The organism is Rhodococcus sp. T7 (assembly GCF_009872365.1).
Taxonomy (GTDB): domain Bacteria; phylum Actinomycetota; class Actinomycetes; order Mycobacteriales; family Mycobacteriaceae; genus Rhodococcus_F.
On record NZ_WXYH01000390.1, the window covers coordinates 183,482 to 204,754 of the forward strand.

Genomic DNA, 21,273 nt, shown 5'->3' on the forward strand with positions numbered 1-21,273 from the left:
TGCCGCCGAGGATCTTGATCCGCCGCGGAGCGCCGTCCGAGACGACGTCCTCCGACATCAGCACCGGCGTCCAGTACCGACGCATCAACACACCCATCGGCGCGTCACCCTCCACGCGGGTGAGCAGGTCGTTGTCTTCCTTGTTCAGCATGAGTTCTCTCCCACACGCGTTTGTCGATGTCGCCCGGACAGGAGTCCCGGCCTTGCCTTCACCGCCTACTCAGCGAGCGCGGAGAGCCTTCAGACCCGTGTACACGCCGTCGTCGACACAGATCGGGTCCGCACCCCCCGGGGAGACGAATGCGCCGTCCTCGATTCCCATCACGAAGTAGCACGGCACCGACGACGTCTCCCCCTCGCGGAAGTTGAGTGGTGCAGTCCACCCGTCGAGCGTTTCGTCCACGAGGCCGTAGAGACCGTTGCGCACATCGGCCGGCGTCGACTGCGGTCCCACCCCGCCGCCTTCGGCTGCGGCCTTGAACAACTCGAGTCCCGCCCACACGAGCGCGGCGGGCTGTTGGAACAGTTCCGAACCGCGAAGGTCAGGGGCGAAGGTGTCGATGGCGTCGAGGAAGGTCCGGACTCCCGGGACGGAGTCGTCCTGCCACGGCGCGATGGCCGACGACATCAGTCGCCCGTCGAAATTGGGGTCCTGCGTCCACGTGTCCGAGGACCCGCCGGCGGAGGAGACGGTGGTCGGTGTGTATCCCTGCTGGGCGCAACTCGACAGCACGCGCGCCTGCACGGGTCCCGAGTTGAGGATCATGAGGGCGTCCACTCCCTCGTCGCGCATCTGCAGGCACTGCGCCGTGTAGTTGGGGGCGGTCGATGAGACGGGCGCCGAGACGATCTCCATACCCAGGCCCTTGACGATCTTTTCGGCGACGCCCGCGGAGTCCTTGCAGGTCGGTGAATCGGAGCAATACAGGAATCCGAGTTTTTCGGCTCCCTGCTCCTTGGCGAGGGAATAGGCGCCGTACTCCTGCAGCGTCAACGACGCACCGGTCGAGAAGAAGTCGGGGCTGGTCTCGTACGGCGTGGAGAAGGTGAGCCCACCCACGACGGGGACCTTCTTGTCGGCGAGGTAGTTCACCCACGAGGAGCTGACCAGACTCGCTTCACCGGAGATGGCCATGACCTTGTCGTTCTCGACCAACTCCTTCACCGCCTGGAGCGAGCGGGCGGCGTCGAGTCCGTCGTCCTTGAGGATGACCTCGACGGGGTGGCCGTTGATCCCGCCGGAAGCATTCACCGATTCAGTCCATGCCTCGGCGACGTCCGCCATCCGGCCGAGGGCATGCGACTGCGCCCCGGAGCAGCTACACACGAATCCGATTCGAATCGGGTCCCCGGTCACCGTGCTCGCCGGTTCTTCGACCTGGCCACAGCTGGCGACGAGGGCGATCAGCGAGGCTCCGGCGATCGGGGCCAGCTTCCTCCACAAATTCATGACGTTCCTTCCGGGATTCCAATGAAACTGCGGCCCAGCACATTCACGCTTGCTGGTATATCGGGAACAGGATCGACGGGAAGGAGTTGGAGACGAACCGCCCCCGGTCGATATCGATTACGAGAATTATCGACTCAAAACTGTGATGTGACCCACTACACACGACCGAAGGTGCGGATGTCAACATGCGGAGGACCGGAATTCACAACCCGCTCGACTTCGATTTCTGCGCTGCACAGGGTTACGGAAGGACTATCCGATTCACAGCACGTGCACCCCGTCAGATCGTGGTGGCGACGAACAACGACTCCGCTCGCGCGCACACGGTGTCCCCGTTCCGCAACGTGCCTCGGAGGAAGCGCTTGCGCCCCTCTTCCCGCTCGAACGCGGCCTCGAGTATCAGCGGCGTGTCGAGCGGTGTGACCGACAGGTACGACACGTTGAGATAGGCCGTGCGCGAACGTGAGCGTTCCCACGACGCCAGTGAGCCGAGTACGTCGTCGAAGATCAGCGGGATCGTACCGCCGTGTGCCACACCGCCGACACCGTTGAAGAACCGCCCGAATCGCACCTGCGCGACCACGCTGTCGTGATCGCGTTCGACCACCTCGAACCACGGTGTCATCGATTGGCCGCGGCTCGGCACGTCGCGGCGGTTCGAGAAGTCGCGCCGGGCGTCGGGCACCTGGTGCTCCGCGAGCGACGACGCACCCGTCGCGAGCAGGGTTGTCAGCTGTTCCGCGTCGGCAGCCGGGAGGGCCGCGCCGGCGAGCAGGTCCTGGAAGCGTCGCATCTCGGCGATGAGCCGGTCGAAGACCGGTGCCGGGAGGATCGGTGATTCGGCCCTCCCGGTGATCTCCCGATCGGGTCGCACCTCGCTAGTCGGCATCGGGAACGAGCATTCCGTCGACGGTCGGGCCCGCGTGCACGAACACGAGTTCGTCGGCACCCCAAGTCATCGTGTGGTCGTCGGCGCTGAAGTCCCAGTCCACGGGTCCGATGTACTTCTCCCGGATCTCGGCCGGAACTCTGCCGCTCTCGAGTGCGGTCGCGAGCTCCGCGGCCTCGTTGCTCTCGCTGGCCTCGTACGCCCCCCACGCGAGGATCAGATCGTTGTAGGTGAACCCCGGGGTCACGAGGCTCACGCCGATCGGCTGGTCGGTGTGGTTGCCCAGTGCCTGGCGGAAGGCGGCGAACGTCTCGCTCTGCGCACTCGGCTGCCCCTCGACCGCGAAGGCGTAGCAGTGGAGTTGGACGTTCGACCATTGCTCCGGTCGGGCGATGGTGGCGAAGTCGGTTGCGCAGGTCTCACTGCTGCCGAAGATCGGCTTGTCCCATCCGGCGGTCCGGGCACTCGAGAGGTAGACACCGGTGATCGGCCCGGCTCCCGCGAGGAACAGTGCGTCCGGCTGCTGCGCGGCGAGCTTGAGCATCGTGGGCGTGACGTCGACCGACGTCGGCGCCACCAGTTCCGAGACCACCGAGATCCCGTGCTCGCTGCCTGCCTTCTCCATCGCGGCCAAGCTCAGTCGTGCGCTCGTCGTGTCCGCCCCGATGTACGCGATCTTGTGGTACCCCTCGGCTCGGAAGTGCTCGATGACGCGCTCATTCACTTCCATGAACGTCGTGCCGGAACCGAAGGCGTACGGGAACTTCTCGGGATCGTTCGCATCGGTGGCACCCCCGACGTGAATGGTCAGGATCTGGTTCGCGGTGGCGAGGGGCAGGACGGCCATCACCTCCTGGCTCGTCAGGCCCGGCATGAGCATGTCCGGCCTGCCGTCGTCGGTGAGGTAGGTCTGCAGCCGTTCGACACCGGTCGCGGCGTCACCGGCGTTGTCCTCGGCGTCCACGACGACCGTGCGGCCGTCGATGCCGCCCTTGTCGTTGATGATGTCAGCGGCGGCTTCGAGCCCCGCGACCTGGAGAGATCCGAGAGAACTCAGCGGCCCACTCAGCGGGGCCAGCGCCAGCACGTGGAATGCGGACCCGTCGTTGCCTGCACCCGCACCGGCACTGCAACCGGTCAACACGAGAGCGGTACACGACAGCCCGGCCAGGCCGGTGAGCCATCGGCGGGTGGCGGTGCGATTCATCGATTCCTACTTTCCTCGAGGCCCGGGCACGACGCTTCGGCGACGGCCTCAGGCAAGAAAATCCGAAGTGATCCGATCGGGGGTCATCTGCTCGGCCGAACCCGCGAACGTCACCCGCCCCCGATCGAGGACGACGACGTCGTCGGCGATCCCGTCGAGGAGCAGGTCGACGAGTTGGTCGACCAGCACGACGGCGAGACCGCGGTCCCGGACGGACTTGATCACGTCCAGGACCTGGGCGAAGGCGACCGGGGACAGGCCTGACGACGGCTCGTCGACGAGCAGCACTCGGGGTCGACCGGCGACCGCCTGCGCGATGGCGAGCAGTTGCTGCTGCCCACCGCTCAGGTGCCCGGCCACGCGTGCACGCATCTCGTGCAGAAGTGGGAAGTCCTCGAACACGTCGTCCAGCAGTCGCCGCCGCTCGGCCGACGACACCCGGGGCAATCCGAGCAGGAGATTCTCGTCGACTCGCAAGTCTCCGAAGATCCGCCGGCCCTCCTGGACCAGGCTGATCCCGGAACGTGCCCGCTTCCACGCAGGCGAGCCGGAGAGATCCTTCCCATCCAGCACCACCGAACCTGCACTGCTCGGAAGCGATCCGGCGATCCCGTTGAGCAGTGACGTCTTCCCGGCGCCGTTGCACCCCAGCAGGACCGTGACCCTGCCGGGCGAGGCGGTCAGTCCGGCATCCCACACAGCCGTCATGTCCCCGTAGGCGACCTTGACACCGCTCACCTCGAGTCGACCACCGCGAATATCATCGGACATCCTGCGCTCCTTGCGGATCGAACGTCTCGGCCACTGCCACGGTCAGCGGACGACCCAGGTAACTCTCGATCACCTGGGGAGAGTTGCGCACCGCCTCGGGATCACCTGACGCGATGACCTTCCCGAGGTGCATCGCGAACACTGTGTCGGCCAACGACATCACGAATGGCACGTTGTGTTCGATGAGGACGATGGTTGCGCCGAGTTTCCGCAGCGACTGCAACAGGCGCGTCAGGTCGTCCAGCGCGGTCTCGTCGAGACCGGCGGCCGGTTCGTCGAGCAGGATCACCTTGGGCGCACCGACCGCGGCACGGAGAACCTCGAGCAGGCGGCGCGTGCCCAGGGGAAGCGTGGCCGCTTCCTGGTCCGCGAGGTGATCGAGCCCCACGAGTGCGATCAACGCGTCGGCTCGGTCGGTCTCCTCACGCCGCGCGCGCCGGTAGGAGGGTAGGCGGAGGATTGCGGCCACGGGACGAAATCGGCCCGCGCGCAGCATTCCGGAAGCGACGATCTCCCGGATGCTCATCTCGTCGGGAATCGCCGGGGTCTGGAACGCACGGGATACGCCCGACCGGGCCGCGGCAGCGGCGGTGAGGCGAGAGATCGACGTGCCGTCGATCTCGATCTCCCCCGCCTCCGGCCTGATGAAACCCGAGATCGCGTTGAGCAGAGTCGTCTTCCCCGCGCCGTTGCTGCCGATGATCGCGGTGATCATGCCCGGCTCGGCGACGACACCGGCCCCGTCGAGCGCGGCCACGCCGCCGAAGTGCTTCGTCACACCACTCGCCGACAGTGTGCCCCCGCTCAGGTCCGGTAGCACCACGTCCGCGCGCTGTGGCACGGCGCGTTTCCGGCTTGCCGACACCCCACCCAGCGTCCGCTTCTTCAGCATCGACAGGTAGCCCGCGATGCCGTGTGAGAACAGCACGGCCACAATGACCAGGAACGCACCGAAGATCGCCATCGAGTAGACCTCGAACGAGGAGATCCGGTCCGGGACGATCACGAGTATCGCCGCACCGATCACCGAACCGTAGATGCTGCGCGTTCCGCCGAGGACCGAGGCCGCCAGAACCGCCAGAAGCATCGACAGGTTGAACGGGGCGGGTGAAATGTATCCGGCGAGGTACGCGTACAGCACTCCGCCCATCGCGGCGGGAATCGATCCCACGACATATGAACTGAGCTTCATCGTGGTGGCCGAGTGACCCAGGGATTCCACCAGGCGCGGGTTCTCGCGGAACGATCTCAATGCCACGCCGTAGGCGGAGAGGATCAGGTTGCGGAAGATGACGAGCCACAGTCCGACCACCACGACGGTGGTGGTGTAGAGTTCGCCGGTCGTCAGCGGGACGCCGAGCAAGGTGGGCGGGGATATCAACTTGCCCTCCAGCCCGCCGGTGTACTCCCGCAGGGCTACCACGACGGACGGCAACAACATGATCAGGAAGAACGACGTCAGTCCGAGCGACCACTTGCTGAGCCGAAGACCGGGTAGGCCGGTGACCAGACCCAGCAGGGCGCCCGCAGCACAGCCGACGACGAGATTGACGACGAGATCGTCGATCCCGTTGATGCCGAGAATCATCGCGCTGTACGCCCCGGCTGCCATCACGGCAACCTGACCCAGCGCGAGTTCACCGCCGAACCCGAAGCTGAGGTTGATGCCGGCCGTGACGAGGCAGTAGACGCCGATCAGGATGATCTGGCGCTCGGACAGCATCGAGAAGCCGAGCGCGGGGAGGAGCAGGACGACGAGCCACAACACGACGGGTACGGTCCAGCCGTACTTGACGATCCGCTCCATGGGTCGATTTCTCCTAGTTCAGACGAGCCGGAGCTGACGTGTCCCGAACAGCCCTGTCGGGCGGATCAGCAGCGTCAGGAGAAGGAGGGCGAACGCGAAGATCAGTGAGTATTCGGCGCCGATGTAGCGGGCCGTGTACGCCTGCAGTAGGCCGACGATCAGCCCGCCGACGAGGCACCCGTGGAAGCTGCCGATTCCTCCCACCGCAAATGCGACGAAGGCGTAGACCAGCAGCTGGATCCCGAGGTCGAAGGAGGAGTGGATTTTCGTGGCGGCCAGGATGCCCAGCGCACTCCCCAGCGCGCCGGCGAGCATCAGCACCTGAGCCCGGCCGCGGGTGCCGTTGATGCCCCTGAGCATCGCCGATGTGGCATCGATGGTCACGGCCCGGCCCTCGAGTCCCCATCGGCTCCGGCGGGTCAGGGTGTGCAGGGCCAAGATGCCGGCCACCGCGGCGAAGACGAGGACGATGTCGACCACTGCGAGTCGTCCGCCGAGGAGGTCGATGCCCCGGTCCAGCCCGAAGACCGAAACCCGGTGCCCGTCGGTTCCGTACGTCGCGAAGGCGATCCCCTCGAGGACGAAGGCGACACCGACCGTGGTGATCAGGATGCCGTCACCGCCCCTCGAGATGACCGGCCTCACGGCGACCAGTTCGGTCACGTAGCCGAGTACGGCGCCGACCAGTAGGCAGACCGGCACCAGCAGGACGGCGGAGATCTGCGGTCCCCGGGAAACGAATTCGTACGAGACGAACGCTCCGACCATCACGGTCTGCGGCGCAGCGAAATTGAAGACCCCGGATTGCGCCATTCCGATGTTGAACAGCGCCGCGACGAGCGCGTACAGCGCGCCGATCGCCAGGGCCGACCACAGCAACGTCACGTGTAATCCTTTCGCCGTGCCCCGTCGGAATCCACACGTCGTCCCGGGACCGTGGCGTGAGCCCCGCCACATAATTTAGATCTTATTAGTCTCATATCCAATGTGCAAGAGTGGGTTCCTCAAATAGACGTTGCCCCAGTCGATTACACGCACGGTGCGGTCGGGGCCGATCCTGGGAACGGCCCCGACGGCGGTTCAGCCGACAAGAATTGCCTGCCGCGAAGGATTCGCATCCGTGACGACCTCACCCACGGAGTCGAACACTCTGTCCGAGTGGAATTCGGTTGTCCCCCAGGCATTGAGCAGACTCCAGATCCGCATCAGGTACAGGTGGAGATCTGCTTCCATCGTGTACCCGATGGCACCGTGGCATTGCAGGGCCGCTTTCGCCGTGGTGCGGGCAGCCTTGTTCGCCATCACCTTCGCCATCGAGCAGACGCGGCGGGAGTCGTCGGCGCCTGTCGCCATCGACCAGGCAGCCGCTTCCGCGACCGGGCGGGCCATCTCGACCGCGATGTGCGCATTCGCCAGGTGATGCTTGACCGCCTGGAAGGTCCCGATCGGGGTGCCGAATTGCTTTCTGCTCGAGGTGTACTCGACGGTGATCTCGATTGCCCTCGCGGACAGTCCCAGCAGGAACGAGGCCGTCGTCAGCGCCGCACGGTCCTCCGCGTGCGCGATGTGGACGGTCACGCCGGGACCCTGTGCGAGGACCTCGGCCGCGTCGATCCGTGACCGGTCCAGGCGTCCGACCATCCGGGACGAGTCCATCGATTCCCGCGGTTCGATGCCGTTCAGATCGACGAGCCGGATGCGATCCGGCTCCAGCACGAGCGCGTGTCCGGCACCGAGATGGGGGACGACGTCCGAGACTGTCGCCGTCAGGCCTCCGCTCATCACTGCGGAATCCGTGAGCCGGTCCGGAGCCAGGGCGGCGAGCAGCGGGACGGCGACGGCAGCGTGCTCGACGACCGGCCCGGGCGCGGCGGCCCGGCCCAACTCCTCGAACGCCGACGTCAGCTCCAGTTCGCTACCACCGCCACCGAGTTCCTCCGGCGCGAGCAGCGTCAGCAGGCCGAGCCCGTCGAGCCCGTCCCACAGGGCCGCAGGCGTCCGGCCGGTGGCCCATGCCGTACGGACCACGTCGGGCCGGCACTCCCGTGACACAAAACTTCTCGTCGCCTCCGCGAAGGCGATCTGTTCCTCGGTCGGTGCGAAACGCATGTCAGCTCCTCGGCATTCCAAGTACACGCTCAGCGACGATGTTGCGCTGAATCTCGTTGGTTCCTGCAAAGATCGGTGTGGCCATCGACGTGATGAACCCGTGCCACCACTTTCCGTCGATCTCGGCACCGTCACCGAGCAGGTCGAGCGCCGTCTCGTGCATGTGCACGTCCATCTCCGACCAGAACACCTTGTTACCGCTCGATTCCGCTCCGACCTTGCCGCCCTCCGCTATTCGGGTGACGGTCTTCATCGAGTTGTAGCGGTAGGCCTGGGCCGAAATCCACGCGTCGACGACGTCCCGCTTCAGGGTCGACGAAGCGCCGTCGACGGAGGCGTACAGATCGACGAGATTCTGGGCCGCAGCCATGAACCGGCCGGGCGAGCGCAGGATGAGACCACGCTCGGAACCGGTCGTCGCCATCGCGACCTTCCAGCCGTTGCCGACCCCGCCGAGCACGTCGGAGTCGGGAACGAACACGTCGTCGAAGAAGATCTCGCCGAAGCCGGTCTCGTTGCCCAGCTTCTGCACCGGACGAACCGTGACGCCGGGGGCGTCCAGATCGATCAGCAGGTACGACAGGCCGCGGTGGCGCGTGGACTCGGGATCCGTTCGCACCAGAGCGAAGAGCCGGTTGCAGAACGGGGCGCGCGTGCTCCAGGTCTTCTGACCGTTGACCCGCCACCCGCCGGCCGCCTCGTCCCTGTCCGCCCGAACCCGCACAGCGGCGAGGTCGCTGCCCGCCTCGGGTTCCGACCAGCCCTGCGCCCACATGTCCTCGACCCCCGCGATGCGGGGCAGCAGTTCCGCCTTCTGCGCGTCCGTGCCGAACTCGAACAACGACGGCGCCAGGAGGAACAGCCCGTTCTGTGCGGCCCGCGGGCCCAGGCCCGCGGCGAAGTACTCCTCCTCGAAGATCATCCACTCCCACAGGCCGAGACCGCGGCCGCCGTACTCCGCAGGCCAGGACACCGCGGCCCACCCGGCCTCGAAGAGCGTCCGCTCCCACTCGCGGTTGAGAGCGAAGCCGCGCTCGGTATCGGGGGACGGCAACCGTTCGGCCGGACGATTCGTCCGCAGCCAGTCGCGCGCCTCCATCCGAAATTCGTGGTCGGTCGAGGATTCCTCGAGATTCATTTTGCCACCTTGGATTTGAAATGGTTACGGGTCAGGAGTGCGCTCGGGGTTCGACCAACTCGAACGGGACACCCAGCGTCGACGACGGGTCGAGACGACGGATCCGCTCCCCGTCCGCGTTCGTCGAGGTGACACCCACGACACCCCGATCGGCGAGCAACGCCTCCATGTAGTCGAGGTCGCCAACTTCGAGGACGACGGCGTGCGGTCCCGGTCCCCACTCGCGATGGAACGTGCCGAGCTCGGAGTCCGGGCGCGGTTGGCACAGTTCGAGCGCCGCACTGAGCGGATTCCCCAACTCGTAGGTCGCGCCGATCCCGTACTCGCGCGTGCCGACCGAGGTGGCCACGAGTCCGAGGTTCGCGTCGAGGGCCCGCACCGCGGCGTCGACGTCGTCGACCAGAAACCTCCGGGCCCTGATCCTGCGCACACCCGGGCCGTCGCCGGCACCGTCTTCGGCGGGGACGGCGGGCACACCCGAACTCGAGGTGGGGACGACCTCGATCCACAGACCGGCGTCCACGTCGGCGTCGTAGCCCAGAGGGTCGTCGGCTGTGACGCCGACCCACACCCGGGGGAAGTCGAAGTCCTCGCTCACCGGGGTGACCCGGTGTCGCACATCGTTGGCCTGGAGGTGCTTCATCACCGCTTCGACGTCGCCGGCGAGTACTGTCGCGTGCGTGCGGACCGGGCGGTTGCCCTGGGCGTCGATGCGCTCCTCCACGTAGTCGTGTGGCGCGGTCCGTGGGCGTGCACCGATCATTTCGATACGGGTCGGCGCCGACCGCAGCGACGGTTGCATCCGCAACCAGGCCGCCCGGAAGCCGTGCCCCTCCGGTTCGAGGAAGGCATTCGGCCTCGGTGCCGGCAGGCCCAGCAGCGCCACGAGAGCCGCGGCCGCTCCGTCCGGATCGTCGGTCACGATGTCGGCTGACACAAGTGCGTCGTACATGGACTCGACCTCCTTTCATGTCGACGTCTTGATATTGAGACAGCTTATGCCATAAATGTTGCCGACGGAACTCCCGGTGGCAATTCATTCCGGATCGCACCTGCTTGACCATGCAGAGAAGAGTTGAGCGGAAGGCGCTCTCGGCAACCACGCTTGGGCCACTGGTACCGTCCCGCGCCAGCAACTAAGCTGGCGAACATCGAATTGCTGCCCAACCGCCGGTGTCGAACATGTGGCGGCTCTGCCGAGCAAGAGCGGCGCGCACCTCAGACCTTGCAATACCAGGAGAGTACGTATGACGCGAACAACGACAGGTAGCCGACCCGCCGATCGGACGGCTCCTGCGAAACGTCCGGTCGGGCGCCCGAAACTGCGGATCGACCCAGACGAGGTCGCTGCCGTCGCCATTCGACTTTACGACGAGCACGGCTTCGACGCCGTGTCCATCGAGGCCGTCGCAGAAGGCCTCGACGTGTCCCGCGCGACCCTGTACCGAACCGTGCGCTCCCTGGACGAGCTGCACAACATCCTCCTCGAACGTATCCTGTCGACGGTCGAGAACAGCGCAGGCAAGATCCTGAGCGCCCACGGCGAGCCGGGGACCGCACTGATCGCCCTCATCCGCTTCCAGATCGACGCGTCCGTCCGGATGAGGAACTACGTGGGCGTCTACTTCGGCTGGGGGCTGTCACCCGAGGTATACGACAACTGGCGCTCGTGGGCGGGCGGGTACGAGAAACTCTGGACGGGAGCGGTCACGAGCGCGGTCGAAGCCGGCTACCTCGAGAGCGACGACGTCAGGACCACCACGCGGTTGATCCTGGGCATGGTCAACTGGGTGTCCCGCTGGTACAGCTCGGCGAGCGGACCGACACCGGACGACATCGCGAACGCGGCCATCAAACTCGTGCTCCCCAACTGGAGCGGGCCGACGCCCGACTCCTCCGCATGCTGACCGCACGGAACGGGAAAGGGCCCTCGTTACCAGCGGAAATCCGGTGGTACCGAGGGCCCTCCGTTAGGCAGCCGGCTCAGTAGGAGTGCGCGCCCGCATCGATACTGATGTGCTCGGACGTGATCTTCTTCGAATCGTCCGACACCAGAAAGAGCACCAGATCCGCGATGTCGTCCACGTCGATTCGGCGGTCCGGCAGGAATGCCGTCGCCATCAGACCCAGCGGCGGATTGGTCTCCTCCACCTGTGCAATCCGCTGCTGCATGTCACCCGAACCCATCGGGGTTTCGACGGCGCCCGGATGAATGCTGTTCACCCGGATATTGTGCTTACCCAATTCGGCAGCGAAGGCCCGCGCCATCCCGGTGACCGCATGCTTGCTCGCCGTGTAGGGAACCATGAACGGCTGTATCTTCACCCCGGCGTACGAACTGGTCATGACGATCGAACCCCCGCCCGCATCGACGAGGTGCTTGGCACCCGCCATCACGGTATGCCAGACCCCCGTGACATTGATGTCCATCGTGTCACGGAACTCCTCCGGCGTCGTCGCATCCCACGTGTTCGGGATACAGATCCCCGCATTGGCGACGATCCCATCCAACCGGCCGAACTCCTCCACACCCCGGTCGACCAGTGAGGTCATGAAACCCAGATCACGGACATCACCCTGCTCGATCAGCGCCCGGCGCCCGGTCGCCTCCACCAGCGAACGCGTCTCCTTCAAATCCTCGAGCGTCGCCGAATCATAGGGAACACCGGGCAGGTGATCGGCGACATCGACGCCGATGACGTCAGCGCCCTCCCGGGCCGCGCGAACCGCGATCGCCCTGCCCTGACCGCGCGCGACGCCGGTCACGAACACAACTTTTCCTTGCAAACGCTGACTCATCAAATATTCTCCATAATTCTCGAATTCATTTCGGTCGGGCAAGCAGAGTGACCGGTCGCGCACCGCGGGCCGGCGAATTACAGGCGTACCGCGCCCAGACTGACCTCGTCGTCGGATTCGATGGCGATACCGAAGAGCCGCAGCGGAACACCGACCCGCAATTCGAACTCCTTCGCCTCTCGGACCGCTTCGAAGTCAGCAGGACTGATGCCGATGCTCTGGATGTCGAGGCCGGCATCCCGGGCCGCCGCGATAGCGGTACGGGCGTTGTCGAGCAGCACCGCCAGAGAGACATCCTGCGCGATGCCCTGATTCACGACCTGCATTTCACTCACTCCTTGGATCGGTTACGTGGTCGGCTGGTTCAGCCGCTGGAGGTCGGCCACCTCGTCGTCACTGAGGCACTTGTAGCCCGGGCCGGCCGGAGAGGTCAACTCACCGTCTTTCACCTCGAACGTGAAGTAGCACGGGATATTTGCCGGGGTGCCCTCTGTGAAATTGAGCGGGATGGAGAAACCGCCGAGCGTTTCATCCTTCAGAGCGTACAGACCTTTCCGCACGTCGTCCGGCGTCGACGTCGGACCGACGTTGCCGGCCTTCGCGGCGGCTTCGAACAACTCGAATCCAACCCATACCAGGGAGTTCGGCTGGCTGAACTGGCTGGTTCCGCGCAGGTCGGGAAGTTGCTGGTCGACGGCGTCCAGATAGTCCTTGACCGCGGGAATGCTCTCGTCGGTGTAGTTCGCGGCCGGTGAGGACGTCAGCCTGCCGTCGAAGTTCGGATCCTTCAGCCAGTCGTCCGACAGGCCGCCGGCGGTGGACAGAGTGGCGGGCTGGTAGCCCTGCTGCCGGCAACTCTCCATGACCCGCGACTGCACGGGTGACGTGTTCAGAATCTTCAGGACGTCGGCTCCCTGCTCCTTCAACTGGATGCATTGAGCGGTGAAGTTCGGGGAGTTCGCCGAGATCTGCATCGCCTCGAAACCGAGGTCGAACGAATCCGCGATCTTCCCGGCGAGCACCTGGGAGTCCTTGCATGCCGGCGACTCACCGCAGTACAGGAATCCGAGGTTCGATCGGCCCTGTTCCTTCGCCATCTTGTATACCGCGTACTCCTGCACCGCGAGCGAAGGCCCACTGGCGAAGAAGTTCGGGCTCTTCTGGAACGGGGGCGAGAACGACAACCCGCCGACGATCGGAATGCCCTGAGCATCCACGTAGTTCACCCAGGAGTCGACGACCGGGCTGGCCTCGCCGACGATGGCCACGACCTTCTCGACCTCGACGAGTTCCTTGACCGCCTGCAGCGATCGCGTCGGATCGAGGCCGTCGTCCTTCACCACGATTTCGACGGGGTGGCCGTTGATGCCGCCCTTGGCATTGACCGCCTTGCCCCACGCCAGAGCGATCTCGTCGGTCGCGCCGAGGGCGTCCGACTGCGGACCCGAGCAGCTACACACGAATCCGATCCGGATCGGGTCGCCGGACGCCGTGCTGACGGGGTCGGTACCCGAGGACGATGCCCCGCTGCAGGCGGTGACGGCGGCCAGTGCGGCCGCCGTGCCGGCGACAGCCAGAGCCTTCTTCCAATTGCGCATTTTTCACTCCTTGTGGACGCGATGCCCGAGGGTCCGCGGACGAGAGATTCGAGGGGGATGTGTAGTGGTTCGACTGCGGGTCACGCGGTGCGTGCGTGCTCGGATGTGTCGACGTGGAGGTACTGCTGGACCAACTCGTCCTCGTCGATGTCGTCGGGCGATCCGGAGAACGCCACCTCACCCCGATCGAGGAGGTACAGGTGGTCGGCAAAGGCCAGTGCGTGGCCGACATACTGCTCCACCAGCAGCAGCGAGGTGCCCGTCGCCGCCAGTGTCCGCAGGGCCTCGAAGATCTGGTCCACGATCAGCGGAGCGAGCCCCATCGACACCTCGTCGAGGAGGACGACCTTCGGCGAGGTCATGAAACACCGTGTCAGGGCGAGCATCTGCTGCTCACCGCCGGACATCTTGCCCGCCTCCTGCTTGAGCCTGCGGCCCAGGACGGGGAACGCCTCGAGTGCGATGTCGAAGCAGTCCTGTTTGCTTCCGGCCGGCGCGAACAGGGCCAGGTTTTCGCGAACGGTCAAGCGGGAGAATATTCCCCGCCCCTCCGGCACGAGGCACAGTCCCGCCGCCGCGCGGCGATGGGGACGGCGCGTCGTGACGTCCGTGCCCCCCACCATGACGAGTCCTTCCCTGGGATCGAGGAGCCCGCCGGCGGCACGCAGCAGCGTGGTCTTGCCTGCTCCGTTGGGCCCGAGCAGTGCCACGACCGTGTTCGGCGGAACCGTGATGTTCACGTTGCGCAGGACCGGCGCTCCGGCGTATCCCGCCGTGAGATTCTTCAGTTCCATCGCGGGAACGATGTTGTCGTTGATCATGATGCGGGCACACCTTCCGGGAGCTGCACTGCCATGTCGTCGAGCTCGTCGGCCACAGCCTGGTCGAAGTCGTGGTCTTCCCCGAGGTAGGCGCTCTGGACGATCGGGGACTGCATGGCCTCCCGGGCGGTGCCGGAGAAGATGTGCTTGCCGAAGTCGAGGACGTGGATGTTCTCGCAGACGTCGAGAACCAGCGCCATGTCGTGTTCGACGAGGAGGATGCCGACCCCGCGTTCGTCGACGACGCGACGCAGGATCTCGCCGAACCGTTCGGTCTCCGCCCGGTCCAGGCCGGACGACGGCTCGTCGAGGAGCAGGATCCGGAAATCACCCACCAGGCATCGCGCCAGTTCGACGAGCCTGCGCTGACCGGTCGACAGGGATGCGGCCGGCGTGTCCGCGAGTTCGGTCAGCTCGCACAGTGCGAGGGCTTCCTCGGTCCGCGCATCGACGATCGCGTGCTCGCCGCGCTTCGGCAAAATGTGCTTGATCGGGTTGGCACCGGCGAGGGCGGCCTCGAGACCGATTGCGACGTTCTCGCGCACCGTCAGCGAGTCCAGCAGCTGCATCCGCTGGAAGGTGCGTCCGAGACCCAGCCGGGCCCGGGCAGCCGGACCGAGGCGGGAGACGTCCTTGCCGTTCAGCAGGACTCTGCCACGGGCGGGCTGGTTGAGACCCGAGCAGGCGTTGAACGTCGTGGTCTTGCCCGCGCCGTTGGGACCGATGAGACCGGTAATGGTTCCAGTGGGCGCGGAGAACCCGAGGCCGTCGACGGCGACGATTCCGCCGAACTGGACACGGAGATTCTCGACGGTCAACTCGCCGCCGGACACCCGCTCACGCTCGACCGGCACGACCGCGGCTTTCGCCTTCTCGGTGTGCTTGCCCTTCGACCCGAAGATCCGGTCGACGACGCGCTGCACGGCGACGGGGGCGCCGCCTGCCGAGCCGGACTGCATCGCGGCGATGACCGCGAAGACACCGAACAGCAGCTGGAAGACGATGTTGACGGTCTCCCCGTGGACGTAAGCCGGGATGAGAGTCATACCGACGGCGGCCATGACTGCGCTCCAGGGCATTCCACCGGCAGCGATCATGATCAGCACGAAGTAGGTCAGCGACAGCATCGGTGGGTAGGAGATCGCGGAGATCGACGTCTGCGCGGCGCCGACGAGTGCGCCGCCGACTCCCGCGAGGAACGCCGACAGGCAGAACACCAGGACCCGAGTGACGTTGACGGAGGCACCACTCGTCGCAAGGGCGGTCGGTGAGTCCGACATGGCCCGCAACAGCTTTCCGAGCCGCCCGATGTTGAGTGCCATCACTGCGATCGTGGTGACGACGACCAGGGCGAGGACAACGTAGTAGTAGCCCGAGTCGGACTGGAACCAATCGATACCCGGACGGGGGACGTTCAGGCTCGTGACGCTCGCGCCGAACATGAAGCGCTGACTGTAGAACATCTCCTGCAACAGGACGGCGAAGCCGAACGTCGCGAGCGCGAGATACAGTCCGCCGAGCCGGCTGGCGGGGATGGCGAGGATCGCACCGACCGGGACCGCGACGAGACCGGCGAGGATCAACGACACGATCCACGGCAGCCCGCTGTCAAGTCCGATGCGGGAGAACGCGACCGCACCGATGGCCATGAACGCCACATGACTGAGCGACACCTGCCCGGCGGTGCGGACGAGAAGAACCAGCGAGAGGAACACGATGACCAGCGCCAGAGTGGTCGTCCACGCCGTCAGGTAGACGCCGGCGAACGTCGGAACAGCCGCCAGGACCAGGACGAGCACGATGCCGGCGACGACATGCATGCGCATGGGTGCCGCCCAGACCGGACGCGGACGCGGAACGGTGAACGCCGGAACCGACAGGGCACGCTTCGGGAAGACCAGCAGCACCACAAAGAGAACGAGGAACGGAAGCGCCGCAGGGATTCCGGCGAGAATTCCGTCGGTGAACCACTTGGTGGACAGCGAGGCGAGCACACCGATCACCAGGCCGCCGAGGAAGGTGACCCACAGGTTCGAGAAGGCTCCCAGCGCGGCCGCGCCGAACGCGGAAACGACCAGGAACGTCAGTTGGACGGCGTCGAGCGGAAGCAGCGGCGCGAACAGCACGCCACTGACCGCCGTGAACACGCCGCCGATGACCCAGGCGATCCGGCGCGTCATCGACGGGCTCGTGCCGACGACGTCGAGCAGGTCCGGGTTGTCGACAACCGCGCGCATCGCGATGCCGCGTCGCGTGAACTTGAAGTAGACGGACAGTGCGACGGTGGCGAGCAGGGCGACGGCGCAGGTGATGACGTCGGCAGTGAGAACGGTCGTGTCCCCGAGCTCGAAGGTGCCGGTTCCGAGGAACTTCCGCACGATCAGGAGCTGGTCCGTGCCGTAGATCAACTGAGCGGACGCCCCGATCACCAGCAGGACACCGACCGTGGCCGCGACCTGTAGAGGCAGGCTCGTCGCCTGAATTCTTCTGGCCAGCAGCTCCATGGCCAGGCCGAGCAGCGGGCCGATCACGAAGATCGCGATCGCGGCGGCCATCTGCCACGGCAGTTTCATCGTGATGTGCAGCGAATAGAACGAGTACGCGGCGACGGTGGCCAACGCACCGTGGGCGAAGTTGAAGACACCGGAGGTCTTGTAGGTCAAGACGAGACCCACGCCGGCCAGGCCGTATACCGCACCGAGCGTCAGCCCGGCAATCACGAACGGCAATAAACTCGACATGCCTCTCCTAGGGGTTCCGAGACCGCATGCCTTCGGGCCAGGGTTGCCGTCGAAGCTGGGTCGGTGTGACGTGACCCACTCTATGAGCCGTGATCGATAATTGCAAGACTTATCGTCGCAAATTAGTTTCGGAGGTATTTCCGGACATCAATCGCCACCGACACGCTTGCATCGCAACGATTTTGCGCATGGGACCCCACACGCACAGCAGTGCCACACCTTGCGTCGCGAGTACCGCGGAGCAGGCGTCACGGAGAGGCCGATCACCGGGGCACGAGAGTTCTCCGTATAGCCAATTCGCTTGAAAAACTGAACATCCCACGATTGACGAGACTCAGCGGCGCGCGCCCCGGGCGATGGTCAGCCCGAGAGCGCGGTGGTCCCAGGTTCCGGCGGTCACACCACGCTCACGCAGCAGGTGCTTCTGGATCCGGTCGACCTGGTTCCTCGGGAGCTCGGCGACGATCTCGATATACCTCGGGACCGCGAAGTACGGAACGTGGTCCTGCATCCATTCGAACAGACCGGACGGTTCGACCGTCTCCCCCTGCCGCACGACCAGGCACGCCTTGATGTCGTCCTCCCCCAGTTCGGACTGCACGGCGTGCACAGCGGCCTCGACGACGGCGGGATGGCGGCACAGCGCCGCTTCGAGTTCGAGACTCGACACGTTCTCGCCGCGCACCCGAAGCGCGTCCTTCTTGCGGTCGACGAAGCGGAGCGCACCGGACTCGCGGATCGTGCCGTAGTCACCGGTGTGGAACCACAACCCCTCGAATGCGTCCAGGGTGTCTTCCGGGCGGCCCCAGTATTCGTCGAACATCGCGAAGCGGTGCCGCGGACGCACGCAGATCTCGCCCACCTCGCCCTCCGGCACCTGCTGCCCCCGGTCGTCGAGCAACGCGATCTCCAGGTCGCGCAGCGGTTTACCGTTGCTGTCCCGGTCGCGCTCCCCGTACGGGGAGTTCAGGGTCTGGAACACGCATTCGGTCTGTCCGTACGACTCGGTCCAGGGATCGACACCGAATCGTTCCCGGAATTCCGGGTGATACGTCGACGCCAGTGGCGACACGTTGAACAGCCGGAGTTTGTGCGCCGTGTCGTACTTGCCCGGCGGCGTACCGAGCAGCATCATCCCCATCGCGCCCACCGCGTTGGCGACGGTGGCGCCGGCCTCGGTGGCTGTCTCGAAGAATCCGGTTGCGCTGAAAGCCGGGACCACGACGACGGGAATACCGGCGATCAGCGACGGCATGATCGACGCCAGTTGGCCACCCGCGTGGAACAGCGGCAGCGGGGTCAGGAAGACATCGTCCTCGGTCAACCTCATGACCTCGGCGATGGTCTGGCCGGCCCGCGCGTAGTAGCCGTGCGAGAGGACGCATCCCTTCGGTTGCCCGGTGGTACCGGACGTGTACATGATCGCCATCGTCGATTCGGGGCCCACGTCGACCGAGGGCGCGATGGCGTCGGGCATCTCCCGGTAGAGCAGGGTGGGAATGTCGGCCGAGCGGTCGTCCACGTCGTCGAACAGCACGACCGCCTCGATCGACGGCACCGCGGGCAGCAGTGGGCGTAGTGCGCGCCAGCCCGGTCCGTCGGTGACCACGATCCTGGCTGCGGAATCTCGCAGTTGATGGCTGAGAAACTCGCCCTTCAGGTAGGGATTGAGCGGAACTTGGATACCGCCCAGCTCGGCGATACCGACGAAGAGTTCGAGTAGCTCGTACCGATTCGGCGCCAGCGTGGCGATCCGGTCTCCCGGGAGCGCGCCCAGGGCGTGCAGCTGACCGGCAAGTTCCTTCGCGCGGGCGTCGATCTCGGCGTACGTGGGGGCCCACTCCCCGAACTTGGCGAAGATACCGCCGGGTTTCGTCGAGACCAGCTCGGCCAGAATCTGGGTGACCGGAATATGCCTGATCCCCTGCCAAGACATAAGACCTCCGTGTGCGCTGCGGGCCGGTGTCCCGATGATTACGAAATTAACTATCTCAAAATAGCAAACTGGCGTCAACCGAGGCTTCCGACCCTGCACGAGGACGCCCCGTCCGGGGATCGGCGTCGAACGACGCATGATCTCGTATCGTGGACCCGATATCCGATGCGATGTGGAGGCACGATGCCGGGGAAAAACGGGAGGACGACCGAGACTGTCGCCGAAGCCGACGGCGGCAAACGTCCGGTGGGGCGGCCACGGCGCGTCATCGACCTGGATGTCGTGGCGGACGTCGCGGCCAAGTTGTACGCCGAGAAGGGCTACGACGCGGTGTCCATCGAGTCCGTGGCGGAGGAACTCGGCCTGTCGCGCGCAACCCTCTACCGAACGGTCCGCTCGATGGACGACCTGCACACGCTGTTGTTCGAGCGGAGCGCCCGCAACGTCGAGGTCGAGGCCCGCAAGCTGATGCGGAAGATCAAAGGCCCACGCGAGGCCCTCATCGCTCTCATCGAGTTCCAGGTGGACGCCTCGATCCGCATGCGTGAGTACGCGGGTGTGTACTTCGGGATAGGGCTGCCGGCGGAAACCTACGAGAGATGGCGCAAATGGGCCAGTGGGTACGAACGACTGTGGACGAGAACGGTCGAGCGTGCCATCGAGGGCGGCCACCTGCGCGCCGACGATCCCCTCGTGGCTACCAGGCTCATTCTCGGCATGGTCAACTGGGTGTCCCGGTGGTACAGCAGCCGCGAAAAATACACGAGCGAATCGATCGCGCAGGAGGCCGTACGCCTGATCGTCCTTCCCGTCCCGGGCGCCGAGGTCGATTGAGGTCGCTCTCGGGAATGGACACCCGGGGGAACTCGACCACGGCGAACGCATCGTGAAGGAGGCGGGCCAGGAGCCCTGGCTCACATGACTCGTCTCGGTCGCCCACGAGTCCTCCGACGAGCCCCGGCATCGCGAGGACCGATACAGCACGGACGCGGATCCACGATGAGCCCATGGCAGGTGATGTTCGAGGGGATCGGCGTCTTCAGCGGCGGACGGCGACAACCTCGTCGTCGAGGAATCCCTTCAACCCGCCACTGAAGACATCGTTGTCGTCGCCGGCGACCATGTGACCGGCCCCGGTGACGTCGACCAGCTTCGCGGTCGGGATCAGCTCGAGCAGTTCCTTCGCGCCTTCCTCACTGACCACGTGGGATTGCTTGCCACGAACGAGCATCGTGGGAACGGTGATCGCGGCCGCGGCGTCCCGAGCGCGTTCGTATCGCACGATCGAGTCGGATTGGCGAGTGGGTTCGTCGCCGACGCGCAGGAACTCCGGATCCCAATGCCAGTACCAACGGCCGTCACGCAGGCGAAGGTTCTTGCGCAGCCCCTGCGGGTTGGGCTTGCGGACACGGTTCGGGGTGTACGCCGCGATCGCTGCCGCCGCCGCGTCGAGGCTCTCGAAACCCTCGAGGCCACTGCGCATGAACGCCATGATCTCCGCGGTACCGCTCGTTTCGACCTTCGGTGCGATATCGACCAAAACCAGGCCGCGAGCGAGTTCGGGATTCTCCCCCTGCCCGATCAACGAGGTCATCCCGCCCATCGAGGCACCGACGAGCACCGGCTTCTCCCCCAGCTCTGTGATGACCGAGGTCAAGTCGGCGACCAACGCATCGATGCCGTAATCCCCCTCCGGTGCCCATTGACTGTCGCCGTGCCCCCGGGCATCCAGCGCGACGGCGGACCAGCCGTCCGCGGCGAGGCTGCGACCGGTGTTTCGCCAGGAATGCCGGGTCTGCCCGCCGCCGTGCAGCAACAGGACCAAGCCCTTTCTGCCGACGCCCGATCCGCCGTCACCCGGTGCCGGTGGATCCCACCGGTCGGCGACAAGCGTGACGCCATCACCGGCGAATTCGGATTGGGTGACTATGGGATCCATGGAGTTCCTCACCAACATCATCGAGTCGAGCATTCTCCACCATGGTGCACCACGGGGTGAACAGTAAT

General features: G+C 65.7%; 18 protein-coding genes. 2 read left to right on the forward strand and 16 right to left on the reverse strand.

The genetic code is table 11. The features are described from left to right. Window positions 1-220: 220 nt before the first annotated feature. The 9 genes from MLGJGCBP_RS49390 to MLGJGCBP_RS49430 all read right to left on the reverse strand — a co-directional run bounded on the left by MLGJGCBP_RS49390 (window position 221) and on the right by MLGJGCBP_RS49430 (window position 10,323). Window positions 221-1,450: an ABC transporter substrate-binding protein gene (locus tag MLGJGCBP_RS49390; RefSeq protein ID WP_160094228.1), complete on the reverse strand. Its 1,230-nt coding sequence runs from the start codon at window positions 1,448-1,450 to the stop codon at window positions 221-223. Between the two features lie 280 nt (window positions 1,451-1,730). Then, entirely contained in the window at window positions 1,731-2,339 is a 609-nt protein-coding gene (locus MLGJGCBP_RS49395) for a PaaI family thioesterase (RefSeq protein WP_160094229.1), read from the reverse strand. After that, window positions 2,329-3,546 (reverse strand): ABC transporter substrate-binding protein, encoded by a 1,218-nt coding sequence (locus MLGJGCBP_RS49400; protein WP_160094230.1) that lies wholly within the window; start codon window positions 3,544-3,546, stop codon window positions 2,329-2,331. The genes MLGJGCBP_RS49395 and MLGJGCBP_RS49400 overlap by 11 nt, the downstream gene beginning before the upstream one ends. A gap of 48 nt (window positions 3,547-3,594) precedes the next feature. Continuing rightward, the gene (locus MLGJGCBP_RS49405; RefSeq protein ID WP_160094231.1) at window positions 3,595-4,317 is read right to left on the reverse strand and encodes an ABC transporter ATP-binding protein; all 723 of its coding nucleotides are present in this window, start codon (window positions 4,315-4,317) and stop codon (window positions 3,595-3,597) included. Beyond that, window positions 4,307-6,124 carry a branched-chain amino acid ABC transporter ATP-binding protein/permease gene (locus MLGJGCBP_RS49410; protein ID WP_160094232.1) on the reverse strand — a complete coding sequence of 606 codons (1,818 nt, stop codon included), beginning with the start codon at window positions 6,122-6,124 and terminating at the stop codon, window positions 4,307-4,309. The genes MLGJGCBP_RS49405 and MLGJGCBP_RS49410 overlap by 11 nt, the downstream gene beginning before the upstream one ends. An 18-nt stretch (window positions 6,125-6,142) precedes the next feature. Further along, window positions 6,143-7,009, reverse strand: coding sequence for a branched-chain amino acid ABC transporter permease (locus tag MLGJGCBP_RS49415; protein WP_160094233.1), 867 nt, complete (start codon window positions 7,007-7,009; stop codon window positions 6,143-6,145). A gap of 195 nt (window positions 7,010-7,204) precedes the next feature. Then, the gene (locus MLGJGCBP_RS49420) at window positions 7,205-8,233 is read right to left on the reverse strand and encodes an acyl-CoA dehydrogenase family protein (protein WP_160094234.1); all 1,029 of its coding nucleotides are present in this window, start codon (window positions 8,231-8,233) and stop codon (window positions 7,205-7,207) included. 1 nt (window position 8,234) lies between these two features. Further along, window positions 8,235-9,371 (reverse strand): acyl-CoA dehydrogenase family protein, encoded by a 1,137-nt coding sequence (locus MLGJGCBP_RS49425; protein WP_160094235.1) that lies wholly within the window; start codon window positions 9,369-9,371, stop codon window positions 8,235-8,237. Between the two features lie 31 nt (window positions 9,372-9,402). Beyond that, window positions 9,403-10,323 (reverse strand): hypothetical protein, encoded by a 921-nt coding sequence (locus tag MLGJGCBP_RS49430; protein ID WP_160094236.1) that lies wholly within the window; start codon window positions 10,321-10,323, stop codon window positions 9,403-9,405. 295 nt (window positions 10,324-10,618) lie between these two features. Between MLGJGCBP_RS49430 and MLGJGCBP_RS49435 the strand changes: the two genes are divergently transcribed. Next, the gene (locus tag MLGJGCBP_RS49435; RefSeq protein ID WP_160094237.1) at window positions 10,619-11,278 is read left to right on the forward strand and encodes a TetR/AcrR family transcriptional regulator; all 660 of its coding nucleotides are present in this window, start codon (window positions 10,619-10,621) and stop codon (window positions 11,276-11,278) included. A 76-nt stretch (window positions 11,279-11,354) separates the two neighbouring features. Here the strand turns inward: MLGJGCBP_RS49435 and MLGJGCBP_RS49440 are convergent, their stop codons facing one another. The 6 genes from MLGJGCBP_RS49440 to MLGJGCBP_RS49465 all read right to left on the reverse strand — a co-directional run bounded on the left by MLGJGCBP_RS49440 (window position 11,355) and on the right by MLGJGCBP_RS49465 (window position 19,266). Continuing rightward, the gene (locus tag MLGJGCBP_RS49440; protein WP_160094243.1) at window positions 11,355-12,170 is read right to left on the reverse strand and encodes a mycofactocin-coupled SDR family oxidoreductase; all 816 of its coding nucleotides are present in this window, start codon (window positions 12,168-12,170) and stop codon (window positions 11,355-11,357) included. 77 nt (window positions 12,171-12,247) lie between these two features. Then, window positions 12,248-12,496 (reverse strand): hypothetical protein, encoded by a 249-nt coding sequence (locus MLGJGCBP_RS49445; RefSeq protein WP_160094238.1) that lies wholly within the window; start codon window positions 12,494-12,496, stop codon window positions 12,248-12,250. Between the two features lie 21 nt (window positions 12,497-12,517). Then, window positions 12,518-13,768 carry an ABC transporter substrate-binding protein gene (locus tag MLGJGCBP_RS49450; protein WP_160094239.1) on the reverse strand — a complete coding sequence of 417 codons (1,251 nt, stop codon included), beginning with the start codon at window positions 13,766-13,768 and terminating at the stop codon, window positions 12,518-12,520. Between the two features lie 80 nt (window positions 13,769-13,848). Then, window positions 13,849-14,589 (reverse strand): ABC transporter ATP-binding protein, encoded by a 741-nt coding sequence (locus tag MLGJGCBP_RS49455; RefSeq protein ID WP_201452959.1) that lies wholly within the window; start codon window positions 14,587-14,589, stop codon window positions 13,849-13,851. Next, a complete protein-coding gene (locus tag MLGJGCBP_RS49460) occupies window positions 14,586-17,330 on the reverse strand; it encodes a branched-chain amino acid ABC transporter permease/ATP-binding protein (RefSeq protein ID WP_160094240.1) in 2,745 nt (914 codons plus the stop codon). The genes MLGJGCBP_RS49455 and MLGJGCBP_RS49460 overlap by 4 nt, the downstream gene beginning before the upstream one ends. 334 nt (window positions 17,331-17,664) lie before the next feature. After that, window positions 17,665-19,266: an AMP-binding protein gene (locus MLGJGCBP_RS49465; protein ID WP_160094241.1), complete on the reverse strand. Its 1,602-nt coding sequence runs from the start codon at window positions 19,264-19,266 to the stop codon at window positions 17,665-17,667. 183 nt (window positions 19,267-19,449) lie between these two features. Here MLGJGCBP_RS49465 and MLGJGCBP_RS49470 point away from each other — a divergent pair, with 183 nt between their 5' ends. Continuing rightward, window positions 19,450-20,100, forward strand: a complete 651-nt coding sequence (locus tag MLGJGCBP_RS49470) for a TetR/AcrR family transcriptional regulator (protein ID WP_160094242.1) — start codon at window positions 19,450-19,452, stop codon at window positions 20,098-20,100. Between the two features lie 205 nt (window positions 20,101-20,305). Here the strand turns inward: MLGJGCBP_RS49470 and MLGJGCBP_RS49475 are convergent, their stop codons facing one another. Beyond that, a complete protein-coding gene (locus MLGJGCBP_RS49475) occupies window positions 20,306-21,205 on the reverse strand; it encodes an alpha/beta fold hydrolase (protein WP_160104071.1) in 900 nt (299 codons plus the stop codon). Window positions 21,206-21,273: the final 68 nt, after the last annotated feature.